This window comes from Paenibacillus terrisolis, from assembly GCF_056171975.1.
This window is the reverse complement of sequence record NZ_JBKFGG010000001.1, coordinates 222,689-239,906: the sequence shown is the minus strand read 5'-3', so window position 1 is coordinate 239,906 and position 17,218 is coordinate 222,689. Positions and strand designations below refer to the sequence as shown.

Sequence of the window (17,218 nt, the reverse complement as noted above, 5' to 3'; positions counted from 1 at the left end):
GTTTATAGCAAAAGAATAACGGAATCAGTGTCAATAACTCTAATAGAAACGCTGAGTAACTGACGAAATGATTCGCCAATAGCAGTAGTTGCATGGAGTGCAGTTGTTTCGTACAAAAATAACGGGATTCGGTGGATAATTGCATTTCTGACGGTTAAACGGATCGTTTTTGGCCAAGTTCCGCGAAAATGCATCTACGACTTCTCGAATAGCGGTAAAAAATGGTCTTATTTCACTTTGAAACCGCGTTTTCCTGAAAATAGCGGTGTAAAATGGTCCTATTTCCGGCAGAACGTCCAAAACCGAGGGAAAAAGGAATCCTTCTGAAGAAATAAGGCCATAAAACGGCGCTATTCATTCAGAATGAGGCCTTTCCATTGGAATAAGGCATATAAGACCGCTATTTCAAGTGTCGGAGGGATGCGGCATTTCGGGGCGCCGTTGACCAGAGCAGATCATTTGTTCTGACGCGGATCTTCGAAGTGGATCCGGTCTCTGACAGCGATGTGGCAGGGTTTTTCTTCTCTGTTGCTAAAGTTTTATCGGCTGCCCCCAAAGCCTATGATTGAATCGAAATGTAAAACGAAAACAAGCCTTGAATCCTGCAAAGCTGCAGGAATCAAGGCTTGTCTTATTTCATGCCATAGAAGACTTGGATTTGCCAAATTAAACCTGGAGAAGCAGCAAGATGATGGACGACAAACCCAGACAGGTGCTGATCAAATACAGGAACAAAACGACCTGTCTTTGGTTGAGGCCGGAGCGCAGCAGCCGATAATGCACCTGGCTCGCATCCGCCTGATAGATCGCTTTCCCCTGAAGAATACGCCGGATCACGACGAACAGGTTATCGAAAATCGGTACGCCGAGCGCAAGCACCGGAATGAACAGAGACAGCACCGTAGCTTGCTTAAAGGCTCCGTCAAGCGCGATCACCGCCAGCATGAAGCCAAGAAAAGTTGCCCCGGCGTCTCCCATGAATACTTTTGCAGGAGCCTTATTATAGCGAAGATAGGCCAGCGTAACGCCGATCAACGTAATGGACAACATGGCCGAGTTCGTTTGGCCTTTGGTCAGAGCGACCACAAACAGCGTAACCGCCGAAATGGTGGACAACCCTCCGGCCAGGCCATCCATGCCGTCGGAGAAGTTAATGACCGTCGTTACTCCGAAAATCCAGAAAATCGTCAGGATAAATTGGAGCCAGACCGGCAAAAGCACATAATCCCCGCTAAACGGGTTCACAAAACCGCTGAAGGTGATACCCGACAGGTAGACCAGCACGGCTGCCGAAACTTGAACGACCATTTTGGGAAGCGCAGGAAAATCGCGGCCTTTGGTCTTGTACCAGTCATCAATCGTGCCGATGGTAAGCAGCAGAACGCCTCCGGCAAACAGCGCCCCGGTTTCCCAGGAGAAATTTCTTGTGAAAAGCAGATACGAAACAAAAAAACCTGTAAATATTGCATAACTAGCTGTCAACGGTATCGGATTTCGGTGTATTTTTCGTTCGACGTCCGCGCGTGGTTTATCCACAAAATCCAGGCGGAAGGCCAATTTCCCCAGAGGAGGAATCAAGAAATAAACGATCAAAAACGATAGCAAAAAAGTTAATACGTATAAAATGAGACTCACCACCAAAAGTTGATAAACTTCAGTCAAATTACATTATAAGTACAAACCGGAAACTTGTCGAATATTATATGGATTGACGCGATTTGATCCGCAATCGCTGTACGGACACGAACAGGGCGAGCAGACAGATACCCATTGCGGCCCAGAAGACGGTATGCAGCGCGCTTAATGCGGCGAGCGGTTCGCTCGCCGCATGCGGCCGCAAATGAATGAGGCGCGTGGAGTACAAAGAGATGGACAATGAGGTGCCAAGCACCATTCCGATATTTCGGACGAGTGCGTTGAGACCGCCCGCAGTTCCGAGTTTGTCTCTTTGTACGGAACCCATGACGCTGGAATTGTTGGGAGACTGAAACAATCCGCCGCCCAGCCCGAACAATCCAAGATGCAGACCGACCAGCCAGGCGCTTTCATTCGCGGACAGCGTGTTCAGCAGTCCGAAGGCCAGCGCATTGACGAGCAGGCCAGCGGTGGTCAGCGAGGAAGCGCCGATCCGGTCGGACAGCCAGCCGGAGACCGGGGAGATGACAGCCATAACGAACGGGTACACCATCATCGTGTATCCTGTTTTTGCCGGCGAGAAGCCAAGCACATCCTGCATGTAAAACGGCATCAGTACATTGGTGAAAAAGAGGGCGATGAAGGACAGCAGCGCCGTCACATTGCCGATGGCAAAGGCTCGAACCCGGTACAGGCTGAAATCGAGCATGGGATGGGCGGCTCTTTGTTCCCAGAAATAAAAGACGGCCAGCACCGCCAAAGCGACCGCGCCGCCGATCCAAACCGTTATGGAGGTCCAGCCCCAGTCTTGAGCGTTCGATATGACATAAAGAAATGATACCATCCCGATCATAAACAGCAGGGAGCCGGTGTAATCAAAAGGTTCGCCTGCGGCTTTGTTACGGTCTTTGGGCAAAATAAACCAGCCGGCGAAAAATCCGGCCACTCCGATCGGGACGTTGATCCAGAAGATTGAGGTCCATCCGAAATGCTCTACAAGAATACCGCCGATTCCGGGACCGGTTAACGACCCTAAAGAAACCATGGTTCCGGTGATTCCCATTGCCCTTCCCCGGCTTTTGCTCGAGAACAGATCGGCGATGATCGCCTGGCTGTTGGACATGAGGCAGGCGGCCCCAAGGGCTTGCAGGATACGGGAGCCGATCAGCAGGGCCAGCGAGCCGGACAAGCCGCACAGCGCGGAGCCGATGGCAAAAATCAGGAATCCGTAATTGTATATGCGGCTTCGGCCGAACAAATCCGAAATTTTTCCCATGATCGGCAGAGTGGCGCAGATCGTCAGCAAGTAAGAGGTCAACACCCACTGGACGATATGGAGCGGAGCGCCGAGCTCTCCGGCGATGGTAGGCAGCGCTACATTGGCGATGCTGCCGTCGAGCGTAGACATGAAGGTCCCCAGCGAAACATTGGTAAGTATGATCCAGGGATTGGAGAGGAGCGAAGATGTTTTGGACAGTCTGGCGGTATTGGACGAATTCATTTTTGAGCGCCTCCGGGAATAGAAATATAAATGTCGCGGCAAGTCGGCTAAAGTACAGGGCGTCGATAAAAGCAAGCGAATGTGGTACATTATAGAAGTAGAACTGAATCTTGCCGCAAGGCAAGGATTTGGGTACGGAGGGATATGGCATGCAAGATGATTATGCGCGCAAGCTGGAAGACCAGAAAGGATTGTTCCGGCAGCTTGGCGTTAAACTGGACGCGCTCGCGATACATGAAAAGGATTTTGACGTAAAAATGCGCGGGTACGACAAAGAAGAAGTGGATCGTTTCCTCGATGAAGTGATCGTCGATTATGAGCGCTTTTACGATATCATTACCGATTTACTGGATAAATATAAAGAAATCCAGCGGCGTCAGGCGTATTGGGAAGAGGAGAAAAAGACCCTTTCCGCGCGCAAGCCGCAGATCGATACCGTAAATTCGGTGGATCGCCGGTTGGTGGAAGACGGAATCCGTCAGGTGGAACGCACATTGGAGCAGTTGAAGCATCATATACGCGGAGATATGTAAGTTATGAATTCATCGATGGGCCGGCGCTGCACGCACCGGTTCATCTTGCATATTAGGCTGTGGATTGAGACACACTTTTTTTAAGATTATAAAATTTATAAATTTTCAGCGGAGCTGAACGATTCTATAATCGCAAGAAAAACTACAACTAAACGTGGTCTGTCTTCTTTGAATTTACGTCGAAGACGTTTTTCTTATGGCCAAGCCGTTAATTAGAATAATTTTCACCGGATGTTCATGTTTGAAACATTGCATCCAACCGCATGAAGTGATAAGATAAATACAGGATTTAGATTTAGTCTAAATTTAATATATCTAACTCATGAGGCGATAGACTAAACAAGGATTTACTTACAATTTTGAATGGAGGAATAGAAAAATGGCAAATCAAATCGTAAACGAAGTGGATCAAGCTCTGGCAAAACATCTCAACCTGCAAGTCGCAAACTGGACCGTGTTGTACACTAAACTCCATAGTTTTCATTGGTTTGTGAAGGGGACAAACTTCTTCACACTGCATGAAAAATTCGAATCTTTCTATAATGAAGCTGCGGGAAATCTCGACGACATCGCTGAACGTCTTCTTGCCATCGGCGGAGCTCCTGTCGCTACGCTGCGTGAATCGCTCAGCTTGGCATCCATCTCCGAAGCCACCGGTAAAGAGTCGGCCGATGAAATGGTCGCTGCGGTCATTGCCGATTTCGAAACCCTTTCCGGTGAACTGAAAGATGCCATGGACGCGGCTGCTCACGCCGAAGACGAAGCTACCGGAGACTTGCTGCTCGGAATCCTGTCTTCTCTCGACAAACATCGCTGGATGTTAAACGCTTATTTGGGCAAATAATTAAAGCTCCAAACAGTGATATGATGACAAAAGACCTGCGTGTCCGGGATTTAATCCCGGCACGGCAGGTCTTTTTCATATCCGGTCATTAACTTGTTGACCGGTTCGTCAGACTCTGAACTTGGAGACAAGCTCTTGGAGCTTCTCCGATAAATGGGACAAGAAGCTGGCCGAAGCGTCGACTTCCTGCATTGCCGCAAGCTGCTCCTGGGACGCGGCGGACATCGTTTGGGCGTTGTCCACGGTACGGTTTGCAATGCTCACGATTTCATCGATGGATTGAACGAGCTTCTCCGAATTATCCGCAAGCTGCCGCACGGTATCCGTTACTCCTTCAATGGCTACTGCGGTATGCTTGGCCGACTTCTCGATTTCATTGAAGGACTCCCCGGCGCTGCGTACCAATAACGTGCCGCGCTGCACTTCCTGCACGGTTTCTTCCATCGTAACGCCGGTCAGCTCCATTTGCTCCACAATCAAGGCGATCAGCGCGCCGATCTGCTGTACCGATTCGGCGGAGCGTTCCGCAAGTTTCCGGACGGAGGAGGCGACAACAGCGAAGCCTTTCCCGTGTTCGCCGGCTCGCGCCGCTTCAATGGAAGCGTTAAGGGCGAGCAGGTTGGTTTCGGTCGAAATACCTCCGATGATATCGAGAATGCTTTGAATTTCTTTGGAGTGGCTGCTAAGCTTCTGGATGATGGAGGACAGCTCAACGATTTTATCCTCCATGGTATTCATTTGTCCTACGCTGGTCTGAATCGATTCTCCGCCCTGCTGTGAAGCGGACGAGGATTGCAGAGCCGCTTCGGACACATTCTCGGCGTTTTCGGCGATTTGAGCGATGAATCCCGACATTTCCCTAAGAGCGGCGGAACTTTCCTGCAAGCTGCGCAGTTGATCCTCCGCGCCGTCGCTTAAATCCTGGGTGATTTCGACCATCTGCTCGCTGGCTTTTCCCGTTTCCTCGGCGCTGGCCGACAGCTCTCCGGAAGAGGAAGCGACCTGAAGCGACGTCTCGTTCACCTCGGAGATCAGCTGCCTCAGGCTTGCGGCCATATTGGCGAAGTCTTGCGACAAGCGGCCGACTTCATCGCCGCTTTTGACGATAAGCGGTTTTACGCTAAGATCTCCCTTAGCCACTTGATTGACTTGCAGGGACAATTTTTCGATAGGGCGAATCATCCGGTGGATGAAGAAGTAAACGAAAATGACCGCAAGCAGGAAGACGACCCCTCCGATAATAAACGGCAAAGTAATGATCTCCCAAGTGCGTTCCCCAATGATGGATGCATCGAAGTTGATCGCCATCAGTCCGATGATTTCTTTGCTCGGATCATGATCTTTATAGATAGGACCGTATCCGCTAAGAAGTTTAGCGCCATCATAGGTATATACTTTTGTGTAGACCGAATGCTTCATGGTGGTGATCATCTGTTGATCCGTTTCGCTGAAATAAAAGGAATCGCCGGCTTTATAGCCGCGGCCCTTGAGATTTTTATCGGCGGCCAGGATTTTTCCGTCCAATGAAAGAATGAAAACCTCTTTGAACAGCGGTTTATGGTCTACCGTCCAATTCAAACGGTCTTCCACCGCGGCGAGGCCGGAAGTATCTCCCTCAGCCAGCTTTTCGATTTCATTTGGATCGACAAGCCCGGTTGTAATATTGGCGCATCCAACGGTTTCGACGCCGACCGATTTTTCAACCTGATTGTATGCCGTCTTATAGCTGAAAAACCCGATCAGAGATCCGACGAGCACAAGGAGCCCAATAAGAACAAAGGTGATTTTTCGAGCAAATCCCATATTTCATCTCCATTCTGAAGCAAATTAATAAGCTGGATAGGCCATCCTATCTAAGAAACATTATAAATACTCGGAATAAATGTAGTAATACGGCTTACAGTTCAAGATGTGACGAAAAAAGAACTGTTGAGAATAATATCGCGAGAGGTGGCACTTTATGGCAGGAAATGACGAATTTTGGCGCCTTTTTATTGCGGTTCCTCTTCCCTCGGAAATTAAAAATGAGCTTGGGACCTGGTGCGATAGAAATAGGGAGGCTCTCCGGTTTCGCAAATGGGTTTACCCGGAGGACTATCATATTACCGTGCAGTTTCTCGGGGATACCCCTGAGGAAAAGCTGGATGAGATCGGGGAAGCCTTGCGGCTTGCTGTAGTGGATGTGCCGAAGTTTTCACTGGAGGTTTCCGGATGCGGAACCTTTGGCAGGCCAAATAACCCCAGCGTTCTTTGGGCAGGGGTGGGGGGAGACATGAGCACGCTGGGGAAGCTGCATAAGAATGTGACGTCCGCGAATCGCGCTCTTGGCTTTGTTCCCGAGGAGCGAGCTTATCGTCCGCATATTACAATGGCCCGTAAATACAGCGAGGACTCAAAAATGGAGACGGAGGTTTTAAACAATCCCCCCGTCTTTGGCTCTTGGAAGCCGGACACTCTGGTCGTCTACCGGACGCATATGAACAAAAAACCGATGTATGAAGTTGTGAAGACGGTTTTGCTGCCATAACCATGTTTTTATTCTTGGAAATCCGGTCGTTTAGTTCGCCTGTTGTTTGGCCTGCTGGTTCGCGTGAAGGGGCAAGGAAAACTTGAAATAGGGCGAGTTTAGCAGGCTGATGATATTTTGGGCGGCTAATTGCGGCCGGTAAAAGTCCGGCGTGCCGGTCGTTTCTTGATGAGGCGTGAAACCGGCATGCTGCGTTTTCCCGCTGATGGTTTCAAACCATCCGTCCAGAATATCCGGGGAAGAAAGTTCTACGCCATATCCATGATTGACGAAATACTCGCGGTTTTTCTCCTCCTGCCCCGGAATCGATTCGAAAAACAGCATGGGAATGCCCTTGGCAAGTCCTTCGGTGCAGGTCATACCGCCCGGTTTCGTAATAAGCAGATCCGAAGCGTCCATCCATTTGCTGATCTCGCGGGTGTACCCGAGCAGCTTGACGTGAGGATGCCGGAAGGCGGGATGGCTGCGCAGCTTATCGGCGAGCTTGTCGTTGTTGCCGAGACAGCATACGATTTGGACGTCCTCGCGCCAGGCGGCGAGCTTATCGATCAGCTCGTCTTTGAGCAGTCCCCAGCCGCCTCCCATGACAAGGGCGGTCGGCATGTCGATGAGTCCGAGTTCGGCTCTTGCGGAACTGGGATTTTGCCGGGTCCAGAAAGCCGGATGAACGGGAATCCCGGTCACTTGAACGGTGGAAGGATGAATCCCGCGCCGCACCAGCAGCCCTTTTACGTCATCTGTGGAAACCAGAAACCGGTCGACGTTTGAGCTGACCCAGGAACCGTGCGCATCGTAATCGGTGATGAGCGTGCAGAGCGGGATGTCCAGTCCGGATGCCTTCAGCCTCGAGATGATCGCGCTGGGTATGGGGTGCGTACAGACGATGAGATCGGGTTGCAATTGACGGATCACCTGGGCGGTATGCAGGTAAAACATTTTATGAAGCGCAAGCCGGGCCAGACGGCCCACAGGCTTTTCGTATTTTCTGCGGTAAAACATGCCTACCAGGCCAGGGCTTGCGTTCAGAGTGATCCGATAGGCAGATAAAATCCACGGCGCGACCGTCGGATTCAGAAAGGAGCCCAGCTCCATCACTTTTGTCCGAATATTCGGACACATCGTCCGGATCCCGGCCGCCAGCGCGTGACCGGCCTGCGTATGCCCGCTCCCGAAACCCTCCGATAAGATTAGCACTCTTCTCTTCTCCATCATCTTGATTCACCCGCTTTTGATTAATGCTCCGGTCAAATCAACCGGGAAACGTTCTTTAATTATCTATATGTACATGCTCTCGATATCCGAATGCTTCTGTTTCTTGATTCCAGTTTATTTTTTTTGCGGGAAGGCAGAAAGAGGCCGGGGACTGGTCAACGGCTGGACTTAAGTCGGGGATTTTGACCGAATGAAAAGAAATGAAAATAATCTGAAAAAAACGTCTTGCAAAGCATAGGCGGAAGTGCTAAATTAATAAATGACCGAATGACCGAAATTGATTTTTAGTCATTTTTCTGAAATGGGGATCATAATTTAGGCAGCGAGGAGGTGTGAAGCATGGCTTTGGTAGATCGCCGGAAACAGGTGGTCGAAGCGGCGGAGAAATCATTTGCCCTATTCGGCTACAAAGCGACGACGATGGACCATGTAGCAAAAATAGCGAATGTGGCCAAGGGAACCATTTATACATTTTTTACTAATAAAGAGGAACTGTTCGATGAGATCCTCCGTTCCGTCATCGCCGACATGAAGCGGATTACGCAGCAGGAAGTCCACGAGGACAAATCGTTTTTCGAAAATTTGCACTCGGGCATGGATGCGCTGCTTGAATTCCGGGCCGAGCACGAACTGCTGATCAAGCTGTCCCAGGAGGTTCGCGATTTTGGAACGCCAAAGGCCCAGGAAGGACTCGAGAAGATTGAAAACGAGATTTTGAATTATCTGGAACAACAGTTTGCCCGCTCGATACAACGTGGGGAAATTCGCTCCCTTGATCCCAGTGTGATTTCCTTTGTCGTGTTTAAGCTCTATATCGCTTTGGCTTCGGACTGGAACAAAAATCACCAGCCTCTTAGCGGAGCGCAGATTAAAGAGTTTATCCGCATTTTCTTAGCGAGCGGACTGTCCCCGGAATGAGGACCTAAAATAGAGACAACCATTCAAGAACACAAGGAGAGAAAAAACAAACATGAAATCCATATCGGTATTTTTAAAGGATTTGGGGGCTACCTTCAAAAAACCTAAAGTGTTCATTCCGATCCTGGTCGTCTTGTTCATTCCGGTCTTGTACAGCGGAATGTTCCTGACGGCGTTCTGGGACCCGTACGGTAAAATGAATGAACTGCCAGTCGCGGTCGTCAATCAGGACAAAGGCGCCGAGTTTGAAGGCAAATCCCTTCAAGTGGGCCAGGACCTGGTTAATGAGCTTAAGAAAAGCGACAATTTCGCCTGGAAATTCGTGTCTCGCGCACAAGCGGACAAAGGGATGGAAAACGATGATTACTATATGACCGTCGTAATTCCGGAAAACTTCTCCATTCAAGCGACTACGCTGATGGACGACAAACCGCAGCCCGCACAGCTGATTTATGAGCCAAACGAAGGCTACAATTTCCTAGCCGCGCAAATCGGCGGCACGGCCATCAAGGACATTAAAGCGAGGGTATCGGCCAAAGTTACGGAAGCTTATACCGAAACGATGCTCGATCAAGTCGAAAAAATCTCCGGCGGGTTAAGCGATGCCGGGAACGGCGCAAGCTCGATTAATGACGGCGCGGTTCAACTCGACGACGGAGCCAAGAAGCTGAAAGAAAACTTGGCTAAGCTTGTAGACGGCACCAACCAGCTGCAAAACGGCGTCGCTCCGCTGGAGCAAGGCGCAGGCGCGCTGGAACAAGGAGCGAGCGATCTGAAAAACGGCGCAACTACGCTCTCCGGAGGACTCGCACAATTGAGCGCCGCTCAGAAACAGCTTGAAGCCGGCGCGGTTAAAGCGCATCAAGGAGGCTCGCAATTGCAAGCCGGTCTTGCTTCTTCGGTGGACGGCGCAACGAAGCTGCAAAACGGTCTCGTCGCTTCCGAGCAAGGCAGCGCGAAGCTGCAAGCCGGTCTGGAAACTTCGGTGCAGGGCAGCGCTTCCGTTGCTGAAGGGGCCAAGGGCGTAGCTCAAGGACTGCAGCAGCTGGCAATGGCTAACCCTGAGCTTGCGAAAAGCCCAGAAGTACAAAAACTTATTGCTGCGAGCCAAGCGGTAGCCGCAGGCAGCGAACAGGTTCACCAAGGCGGACAGCAGCTTCTTCAAGGCAGCCAGGATCTGCACAGCGCAGAGCAGCAGCTGGTGCAAGGCAGCGGACAGCTCGCCGCAGGCCAGAAGCAGCTGGCGCAAGGCGCGGAGCAATTGACAGCAGGGCAAGACCAACTGGTATCCGGTCTTAAGCTGTTTGGAGGCAAATTGTCCGAAGCGGCAGTTGGAGGTCAACAGCTTGCCGCAGGCGCAAGTAAACTCAGCGACGGTTCGAAGCAACTGCAAGGCGGTATGAATCAACTGTCCGGAGGCGTGAGCACGCTGGCCAGCGGTTCGAAGCAGCTGGATGAAGGCGCCGGCGAGCTTCAAACCGGCATGGATCAGCTGGCTCAAGGTTCAAACGAATTGGCCAGCAAGCTGAACGACGCCGCAGATCAAACTTCGAGCGTAAAGAGCTCCGATGCTCTTGTAGACATGTTTGCGCAACCGATTCAAATCGATGAGGAAAAAATGAACCAAGTACCGAACTACGGCACCGGCTTCTCCCCGTATTTCCTTTCGCTGGGACTTTTCGTCGGCGCACTGATCTCGACTCTGGTCGTGCCGATCCGCGGGTCTTCGGTAGCGGAAGCGAACGGCTGGAACCGTTTTGTCAGCCGCGCGCTGGCGTTCACGGGAATGAGCTTGATTCAATCACTGATGGCCGCAGCGCTGGTATTGTACGGACTTGGGCTTGATGTGCAAAGCGTTCCGCTCTTCTATCTGTTCAGCTTCATCACCAGTCTCTGTTTCATGTTCATCATACAGGCGCTGGTTACCTGGCTTGAAAATCCGGGCCGCTTCCTGGCGATCCTGATGCTGATCTTCCAATTGACGACAAGCGCAGGCACATTCCCGCTGGAATTGATTCCGAACTGGATGAAGAGCTTCAACCCGCTTCTGCCTATGACTTACAGCGTCAAAGGGTATAAATCGATCATTTCGACGGGCGACTTTAACATAGCTTGGGAAACCATCGGAGTGCTCGCTTCCTTTGCCGTCGTATTCCTGGCGATTACGCTTGTGTACTTCCTGCGTCATGAACGCAGCCAAGACGTAAGCCCGGAAGCAAGCCTCAGCATTCAGCAATAATCGCTTCATATTTAGATTAAAATCCGTTCCCGGGCTACCGGGGACGGATTTTTTTATTATAGCTTCAGCCAGTTGCGCACGCGCAGCGTGGGAAACAGAACACCGCCCGCTATGAGGGGGAGGGGCGTTCGAGGCTTTTGGCAAAAAAATCACCCGATGCGGACGTTGTAATAGGAGTGTTCAAGCCAAGCGACTATGTATAACGAAAGGAAAGGGGGGAATGGCTAGTACCTCGTCAACTCAAAATAGACTCTTCATACCACTTTTCAACAATGGACCAAACTAACTGGAAATTCTCCTGTTAATTGGTCCCCTTCTTAAATCAGGACGAACACTAACTGGAAATCCTCCGGCTAAATCATCGATTTAGGCCTTAGTCTTCCTCGTTTGCCGAAATTAGTGGGAGCATTTCCAGTTAAATTACGGTAAATCCTCATTTTGCCAAAATTAGCGGGAGCTTTTCCCGTAATTAGATCGTAAAAAAGTTGATTTCGAGTTCCAGATGGAAGTTCTCCGGTTAATCGGGTGTCAATAAAGTTGATTTCGGCTGGCGGATTTTGCATTTAATTAGAAGGAACTTGGAATTTCACCTGAAATAGTTGTACTTTTTGCAACTGGACAGTAACTGTCCGTTCCGGAAATCGATTCAAGCGCAGAAAGTCATGAAAACACTTCTGGTTTCGCGTCCTTTGTCCCGCATCTTGGCGCATATGGCGCCTCGCATGCATATGCCTAAAAATTATTAGCAATAGTGCAAAAGAAAGAGAATATAGTGCAAGAACAGCAGAAGTATTTTCAGTTAGAATAAATAAAAAGATGACTCCGCTTGTGAGAGTGTTAAGGAAAGATTATCGGGTTTATAAAATATTTTCAATTCCCTTTTACCGCATTGAAGTGGTACAATGTAAAATTAATAACTATATAAGCGGAACAAGAGAAAAGCTAAAATTCGTTCAACTTATATAAAAATGACGCCAGACAGAATGCCGATCAAGGGGTTCGCTTTGCACTACTTGCCATTTTACCTATAGAAAGGTTGCGCATATGATGAAACATACTGTTCTACCACAGAAGCAGGGACTTTACGATCCGGCTTTTGAAAAAGATGCTTGCGGCATGGGGTTTGTTGCTCATATCAAAGGTAAGGCATCCCACGAAATCGTGAGCCAGGCTTTGACCATGCTGACGAATATGGAACATCGGGGCGGACAAGGCAGCGAACCGAACTCCGGCGACGGAGCGGGCATTTTGCTGCAAATTCCCCACAGATTCTTTGCCGCGGAAGCGGAGCGACTCGGGTTCGCTCTGCCTGATGCGGGGCAATATGGGGTTGGCATGCTGTTCCTGCCGCATGACGAGGAGCTTCGCGGCAAGCAGGAAGCGGAGCTTGCGAGGATCGTCGAGGGGGAAGGTCAGCGGGTTATCGGCTTCCGTACCGTTCCCACCCGTGACGATATGCTCGGCAAAACGGCCAAGGCTGCGAAGCCGTTTGTCCGCCAGGTTTTTATCGGACGTGCCGCCGGGCTCGCCGACGATCTGGATTTTGAACGCAAGCTGTACGTGATTCGCCGCCGCGCCGAACAGGCCATTCGCTACAGCGGGGTTGAAGAAGGGGACGCTTTTTACGTATCCAGTCTTTCCTGCCGCAAAGTCGTTTACAAAGGGATGCTGACAACCGAGCAGGTCGGAGAATTCTATCTTGATCTGCAGGACGAGAGATTGGAATCCGCTATCGCGATGGTTCACTCCCGCTTCAGCACCAATACGTTCCCTAGCTGGGAGCGGGCGCATCCGTACCGCTTTATGATCCACAACGGTGAAATCAACACGCTGCGCGGCAATGTCAACTGGATGCGGGCGCGCCAATCGATGTTCGAAACTCCGGCGTTCGGGACGGACCTGGAAAAGGTAAAACCGATCATTAATCCGGACGGTTCCGATACGGCGATGTTTGACAATACCTTTGAATTTTTGTATCTCAGCGGACGTTCCCTGCCGCATGTCGCCATGATGATGGTGCCTGAGCCTTGGGTAAACCGCGATGATATCAACGAAGATAAAAAAGCGTTCTACGAATACCACAGCACGATGATGGAACCGTGGGACGGGCCTGCCGCCATGGGCTTCACGGACGGCGTTCAGATCGGAGCGATTCTGGACCGGAACGGACTTCGCCCGTCGCGTTATTATGTCACGAAGAACGATTTGATCGTGCTTTCGTCGGAAGTCGGGGTGCTTGATATTCCGGCGGAGGACGTGCTGTATAAAGACCGCCTTCGTCCTGGTCGCATGCTGCTCGTGGACACGAAGGAAGGACGGATCATTTCCGACGAGGAAGTGAAAATGAAAATTGCCCGGGAGCATCCTTACCGCGAATGGCTTGACGAGCATCTTGTCAAGCTGGAGGATCTTCCCGAAGCGCCCGAGCTTCCGCGCGAAAACCGCAAACAACTGACCCGCAACCAGATGGCGTTCGGGTACACGTATGAGGATCTGCGAAAAGTACTGGAGCCGATGGCGTTAACGGGCATGGAAAACACGGCTTCCATGGGTTATGACGCTCCGCTCGCCGTGCTGTCGGAACAGCCGCAGCGGCTGTACAACTATTTCAAGCAAATGTTCGCCCAGGTCACCAACCCGCCGATCGATGCGATCCGCGAGGAATTGGTCACCTCGACCGCAACGACGATCGGACCTGAACGCAATCTGCTCAAGCCGGAGCCGGAGAGCTGCCGGCAAGTCCAACTGGAGTCTCCGATCTTGTCCAATGAGGATTTTGCCAAAATCCGCCATGTGCATCGTCCTGGCTTCAAAGCGATGACGATTCCGATTCTGTTCCCGGCAGCCGAAGGAGCCGAAGGGCTGCGCAAGGCGCTGGATACGCTGTGCGAAGCCGCCGATCGGGTCATTGCCAAGGGCCATAACTTCCTGATTTTGTCCGACCGCGGCGTGGATGCCGACAACGCGGCGATTCCGGCGCTGCTCGCCGTTTCCTGCCTGCATCACCATTTGATCCGCGAGGAAACGCGCACGAAAGTGAGCATTCTGCTCGAATCCGGAGAACCTCGCGAGGTGCATCATTTCGCGCTGCTGCTCGGTTATGGGGTCAGCGCGGTGAATCCGTATCTGGCGTTTGAAACGCTGCGGGATATGATTTCCCAGAACATGCTGCAGGGCGTTTCTCTCGAAAAAGCGATTTATAACTTTATTAAAGCCGCCACCAAAGGCGTCGTGAAAACCTTGTCCAAGATGGGGATCTCCACGATCCAATCTTATCGGGGGGCGCAAATTTTCGAAGCGGTAGGATTGAAACCGGACTTCGTCGACCGTTACTTTACCTGGACGCCGTCCCGGATTGGAGGCATCGGCCTTGAGGAAGTGGCGACCGAGGCGCTTACTCATCACTACCGGGCTTTCACCGAGAAAGACGGCAACGACAAGGTGCTGGATTCCATCGGGGAATATCAATGGCGCAGCGGAGGGGAAGAGCATCTCTTCAATCCGCAAAGCGTACATTTGCTCCAGCAATCGGTCAGAACCGGCGACTACGGGCTGTACAAAAAATTTGCCTCGCTTGTTCAAGGGGAAAGCAAGAAATATCTGACGCTTCGCTCTCTGCTTGAATTGAAGCCTGTAGGTCCGAAGATTCCGCTTGAGGAAGTGGAGTCGGCGGCTTCGATCATGCGCCGTTTCAAAACGGGCGCGATGTCCTTCGGCTCGATCAGCAAGGAAGCGCATGAAACGATCGCCATCGCGATGAACCGCATCGGCGGCAAGAGCAATACCGGCGAAGGCGGCGAAGATCCGGCCCGGTTCGTTCCGGATGCGAACGGCGACTTGCGCCGCAGTGCGATCAAACAGGTGGCATCGGGACGTTTTGGCGTCACCTCGAATTACCTGGTGAACGCCGATGAAATTCAAATTAAAATGGCTCAAGGCGCTAAGCCGGGCGAAGGCGGACAGCTGCCGGGCCGTAAAGTATATCCATGGGTTGCGGAAGTCCGCGGATCGACGCCGGGCGTAGGGCTCATTTCACCGCCGCCGCACCACGACATCTATTCGATTGAGGATTTGGCGGAGCTGATCTTCGATCTTAAAAACGCCAATCCGCGCGCACGCATCAACGTGAAGCTGGTATCCGAGGTGGGCGTCGGAACGATCGCGGCCGGGGTGGCCAAGGGCCGTGCAGACGTCATTCTGATTAGCGGCTATGACGGCGGAACAGGCGCTTCGCCGCAAAGCTCGATCCGCCATTCGGGTCTGCCTTGGGAGCTTGGGCTCGCCGAAACGCATCAAACGCTGATGCTGAACAATTTGCGCGACCGCGTGGTTCTGGAGTCGGACGGCAAAATGCTGAACGGTCGCGACCTCGCTGTAGCCGCTTTGCTCGGCGCTGAGGAATACGGCTTCTCCACCGCGCCGCTGGTGGCCGTAGGCTGCATTATGATGCGCGTATGCCAGCTGGATACGTGTCCGGTGGGCGTGGCGACGCAAAATCCGGAGCTGCGCAAGAACTTTGCGGGCGATCCGCAGCATGTCGTCAACTTTATGACCTTCGTGGCCGAAGATCTGCGCGAGTGGATGTCCGAGCTTGGCTTCCGCAGCCTGGAGGAAATGATCGGACGCACGGACTGCCTGGATACCGTGAAAGCGGTAGATCATTGGAAGAAAAAAGGCGTAGACCTGAACGCTCTCCTGCATATGCCGGAGCTTCCGGAAGGCGCCAGCCGCTTCTGCACCAAGAAGCAAAATCATGGGCTTGAAGAAACATTGGACTTTACGAAGCTGCTTGGCCTTGCCGCTCCCGCCTTGAAACGCGGGGAAGCCGTCAGCGCGCGGCTGCCGATCTGCAACGTGAACCGGGCGACAGGCACGGTGCTGGGCAGCGAGGTAACACGAATTTATGGGGCTGCCGGGCTGCCGGAAGATACGATTACTTTCCATTTCGAAGGTTCGGCAGGACAAAGCTTTGGCGCGTTTGTGCCTAAGGGCATGACGCTGAGCGTGGAAGGCGACGCCAACGACTATACCGGCAAAGGCTTGTCAGGCGGCAAGTTGATCGTGAAGCCTTCGCCGAAAGCGACGTTTGCCGCTGAAGAGAACATCGTAATCGGCAATACCTCATTCTACGGCGCCACTTCAGGCGAAGCGTACATTCGCGGCATCGCCGGCGAACGCTTTGCGGTCCGCAACTCCGGAGCTTCGGTCGTTGTTGAAGGCGTGGGCGACCACGGCTGCGAGTATATGACCGGCGGACGCGTAGTTGTCCTGGGCGGTACGGGCCGGAACTTTGCGGCCGGGATGTCCGGCGGCATCGCTTACGTGTTTGACGAGAAAGGCGATTTCGCGAGCCGCTGCAATCTGGAGATGGTACTGCTGGAATCGGTCGAAGATCCGGCCGAAGCCGATCAGCTGCGGACGATGATCAGCCGCCATCTTCTCTATACCGACAGTACGGTTGGGCGGCGAGTGCTCGATCATTGGAACGAAGTTCTGCCGAAGTTCGTGCGGATCATTCCGAAGGACTACAAACGGATGCTGGAGCAAATCCGCAAGGTGGAGGACGAAGGTCTGCAGGGCGAAGCCGCACTGCTTGCCGCTTTCGAAGCGAACACCCGCGAATTGGCCCGTGCCGGGAATTAAGAGAAGATGCGAAGAAACACAGGAAAGAGCCCGGAGGCCTGAACAATCAGGCCCCCGGGTTTTTGCATACGGAAATTTGGAAAAAAACAATTATAGTTATTGTGCGAACATATGTTTTTGTATAAAATGATTGGAGAATCTTAGGATGGGTCCAGGGATGACGCTC

The 17,218-nt window shown here is 51.9% G+C and carries 10 protein-coding genes; 6 read left to right on the top strand and 4 right to left on the bottom strand.

Annotated elements, in window-relative coordinates:
• Nucleotides 1–666: 666 nt before the first annotated feature.
• Nucleotides 667–1,626, bottom strand: coding sequence for an MraY family glycosyltransferase (locus tag ACI48K_RS01150; protein WP_475026040.1), 960 nt, complete (start codon nt 1,624–1,626; stop codon nt 667–669).
• Nucleotides 1,627–1,699: 73 nt separating this feature from the next.
• On the bottom strand, nt 1,700–3,136 hold the full coding sequence (locus ACI48K_RS01145) for an MFS transporter (RefSeq protein WP_475025720.1): 1,437 nt from the start codon (nt 3,134–3,136) through the stop codon (nt 1,700–1,702).
• A 149-nt stretch (nt 3,137–3,285) separates the two neighbouring features.
• Between ACI48K_RS01145 and ACI48K_RS01140 the strand changes: the two genes are divergently transcribed.
• Both ACI48K_RS01140 and ACI48K_RS01135 read left to right on the top strand, forming a co-directional pair.
• Nucleotides 3,286–3,669 carry a DivIVA domain-containing protein gene (locus ACI48K_RS01140; RefSeq protein ID WP_475025719.1) on the top strand — a complete coding sequence of 128 codons (384 nt, stop codon included), beginning with the start codon at nt 3,286–3,288 and terminating at the stop codon, nt 3,667–3,669.
• Between the two features lie 379 nt (nt 3,670–4,048).
• Entirely contained in the window at nt 4,049–4,513 is a 465-nt protein-coding gene (locus ACI48K_RS01135; protein ID WP_475025718.1) for a Dps family protein, read from the top strand.
• Between the two features lie 108 nt (nt 4,514–4,621).
• Here ACI48K_RS01135 and ACI48K_RS01130 read toward each other — a convergent pair whose 3' ends face one another.
• Nucleotides 4,622–6,316, bottom strand: a complete 1,695-nt coding sequence (locus ACI48K_RS01130; RefSeq protein WP_475025716.1) for a methyl-accepting chemotaxis protein — start codon at nt 6,314–6,316, stop codon at nt 4,622–4,624.
• Nucleotides 6,317–6,473: 157 nt separating this feature from the next.
• Here ACI48K_RS01130 and thpR point away from each other — a divergent pair, with 157 nt between their 5' ends.
• Nucleotides 6,474–7,040 (top strand): RNA 2',3'-cyclic phosphodiesterase, encoded by a 567-nt coding sequence (gene thpR, locus ACI48K_RS01125; protein WP_475025715.1) that lies wholly within the window; start codon nt 6,474–6,476, stop codon nt 7,038–7,040.
• 30 nt (nt 7,041–7,070) lie between these two features.
• On the opposite strand, the gene ACI48K_RS01120 is transcribed toward thpR, so the two are convergent.
• On the bottom strand, nt 7,071–8,249 hold the full coding sequence (locus ACI48K_RS01120; protein WP_475026039.1) for an MGDG synthase family glycosyltransferase: 1,179 nt from the start codon (nt 8,247–8,249) through the stop codon (nt 7,071–7,073).
• A gap of 342 nt (nt 8,250–8,591) precedes the next feature.
• Here ACI48K_RS01120 and ACI48K_RS01115 point away from each other — a divergent pair, with 342 nt between their 5' ends.
• From ACI48K_RS01115 to gltB, 3 genes are all read left to right on the top strand, one after another.
• On the top strand, nt 8,592–9,170 hold the full coding sequence (locus ACI48K_RS01115; RefSeq protein WP_475025714.1) for a TetR/AcrR family transcriptional regulator: 579 nt from the start codon (nt 8,592–8,594) through the stop codon (nt 9,168–9,170).
• A 52-nt stretch (nt 9,171–9,222) separates the two neighbouring features.
• A complete protein-coding gene (locus ACI48K_RS01110) occupies nt 9,223–11,409 on the top strand; it encodes a YhgE/Pip family protein (protein WP_475025712.1) in 2,187 nt (728 codons plus the stop codon).
• 1,047 nt (nt 11,410–12,456) lie between these two features.
• On the top strand, nt 12,457–17,052 hold the full coding sequence (gene gltB / locus ACI48K_RS01105) for a glutamate synthase large subunit (RefSeq protein ID WP_475026038.1): 4,596 nt from the start codon (nt 12,457–12,459) through the stop codon (nt 17,050–17,052).
• The last annotated feature ends 166 nt before the right edge of the window (nt 17,053–17,218 follow it).

Excerpts from the sequence above, each read along its gene's own strand:
- ACI48K_RS01145 (WP_475025720.1), bottom strand. The coding sequence starts at position 3,136 with ATGAATTCGTCCAATACCGCCAGACTGTCCAAAACATCTTCGCTCCTC.
- ACI48K_RS01140 (WP_475025719.1), top strand. The coding sequence starts at position 3,286 with ATGCAAGATGATTATGCGCGCAAGCTGGAAGACCAGAAAGGATTGTTC.
- ACI48K_RS01135 (WP_475025718.1), top strand. The coding sequence starts at position 4,049 with ATGGCAAATCAAATCGTAAACGAAGTGGATCAAGCTCTGGCAAAACAT.
- ACI48K_RS01130 (WP_475025716.1), bottom strand. The coding sequence starts at position 6,316 with ATGGGATTTGCTCGAAAAATCACCTTTGTTCTTATTGGGCTCCTTGTG.
- thpR (WP_475025715.1), top strand. The coding sequence starts at position 6,474 with ATGGCAGGAAATGACGAATTTTGGCGCCTTTTTATTGCGGTTCCTCTT.
- ACI48K_RS01120 (WP_475026039.1), bottom strand. The coding sequence starts at position 8,249 with ATGGAGAAGAGAAGAGTGCTAATCTTATCGGAGGGTTTCGGGAGCGGG.
- ACI48K_RS01115 (WP_475025714.1), top strand. The coding sequence starts at position 8,592 with ATGGCTTTGGTAGATCGCCGGAAACAGGTGGTCGAAGCGGCGGAGAAA.
- ACI48K_RS01110 (WP_475025712.1), top strand. The coding sequence starts at position 9,223 with ATGAAATCCATATCGGTATTTTTAAAGGATTTGGGGGCTACCTTCAAA.
- gltB (WP_475026038.1), top strand. The coding sequence starts at position 12,457 with ATGAAACATACTGTTCTACCACAGAAGCAGGGACTTTACGATCCGGCT.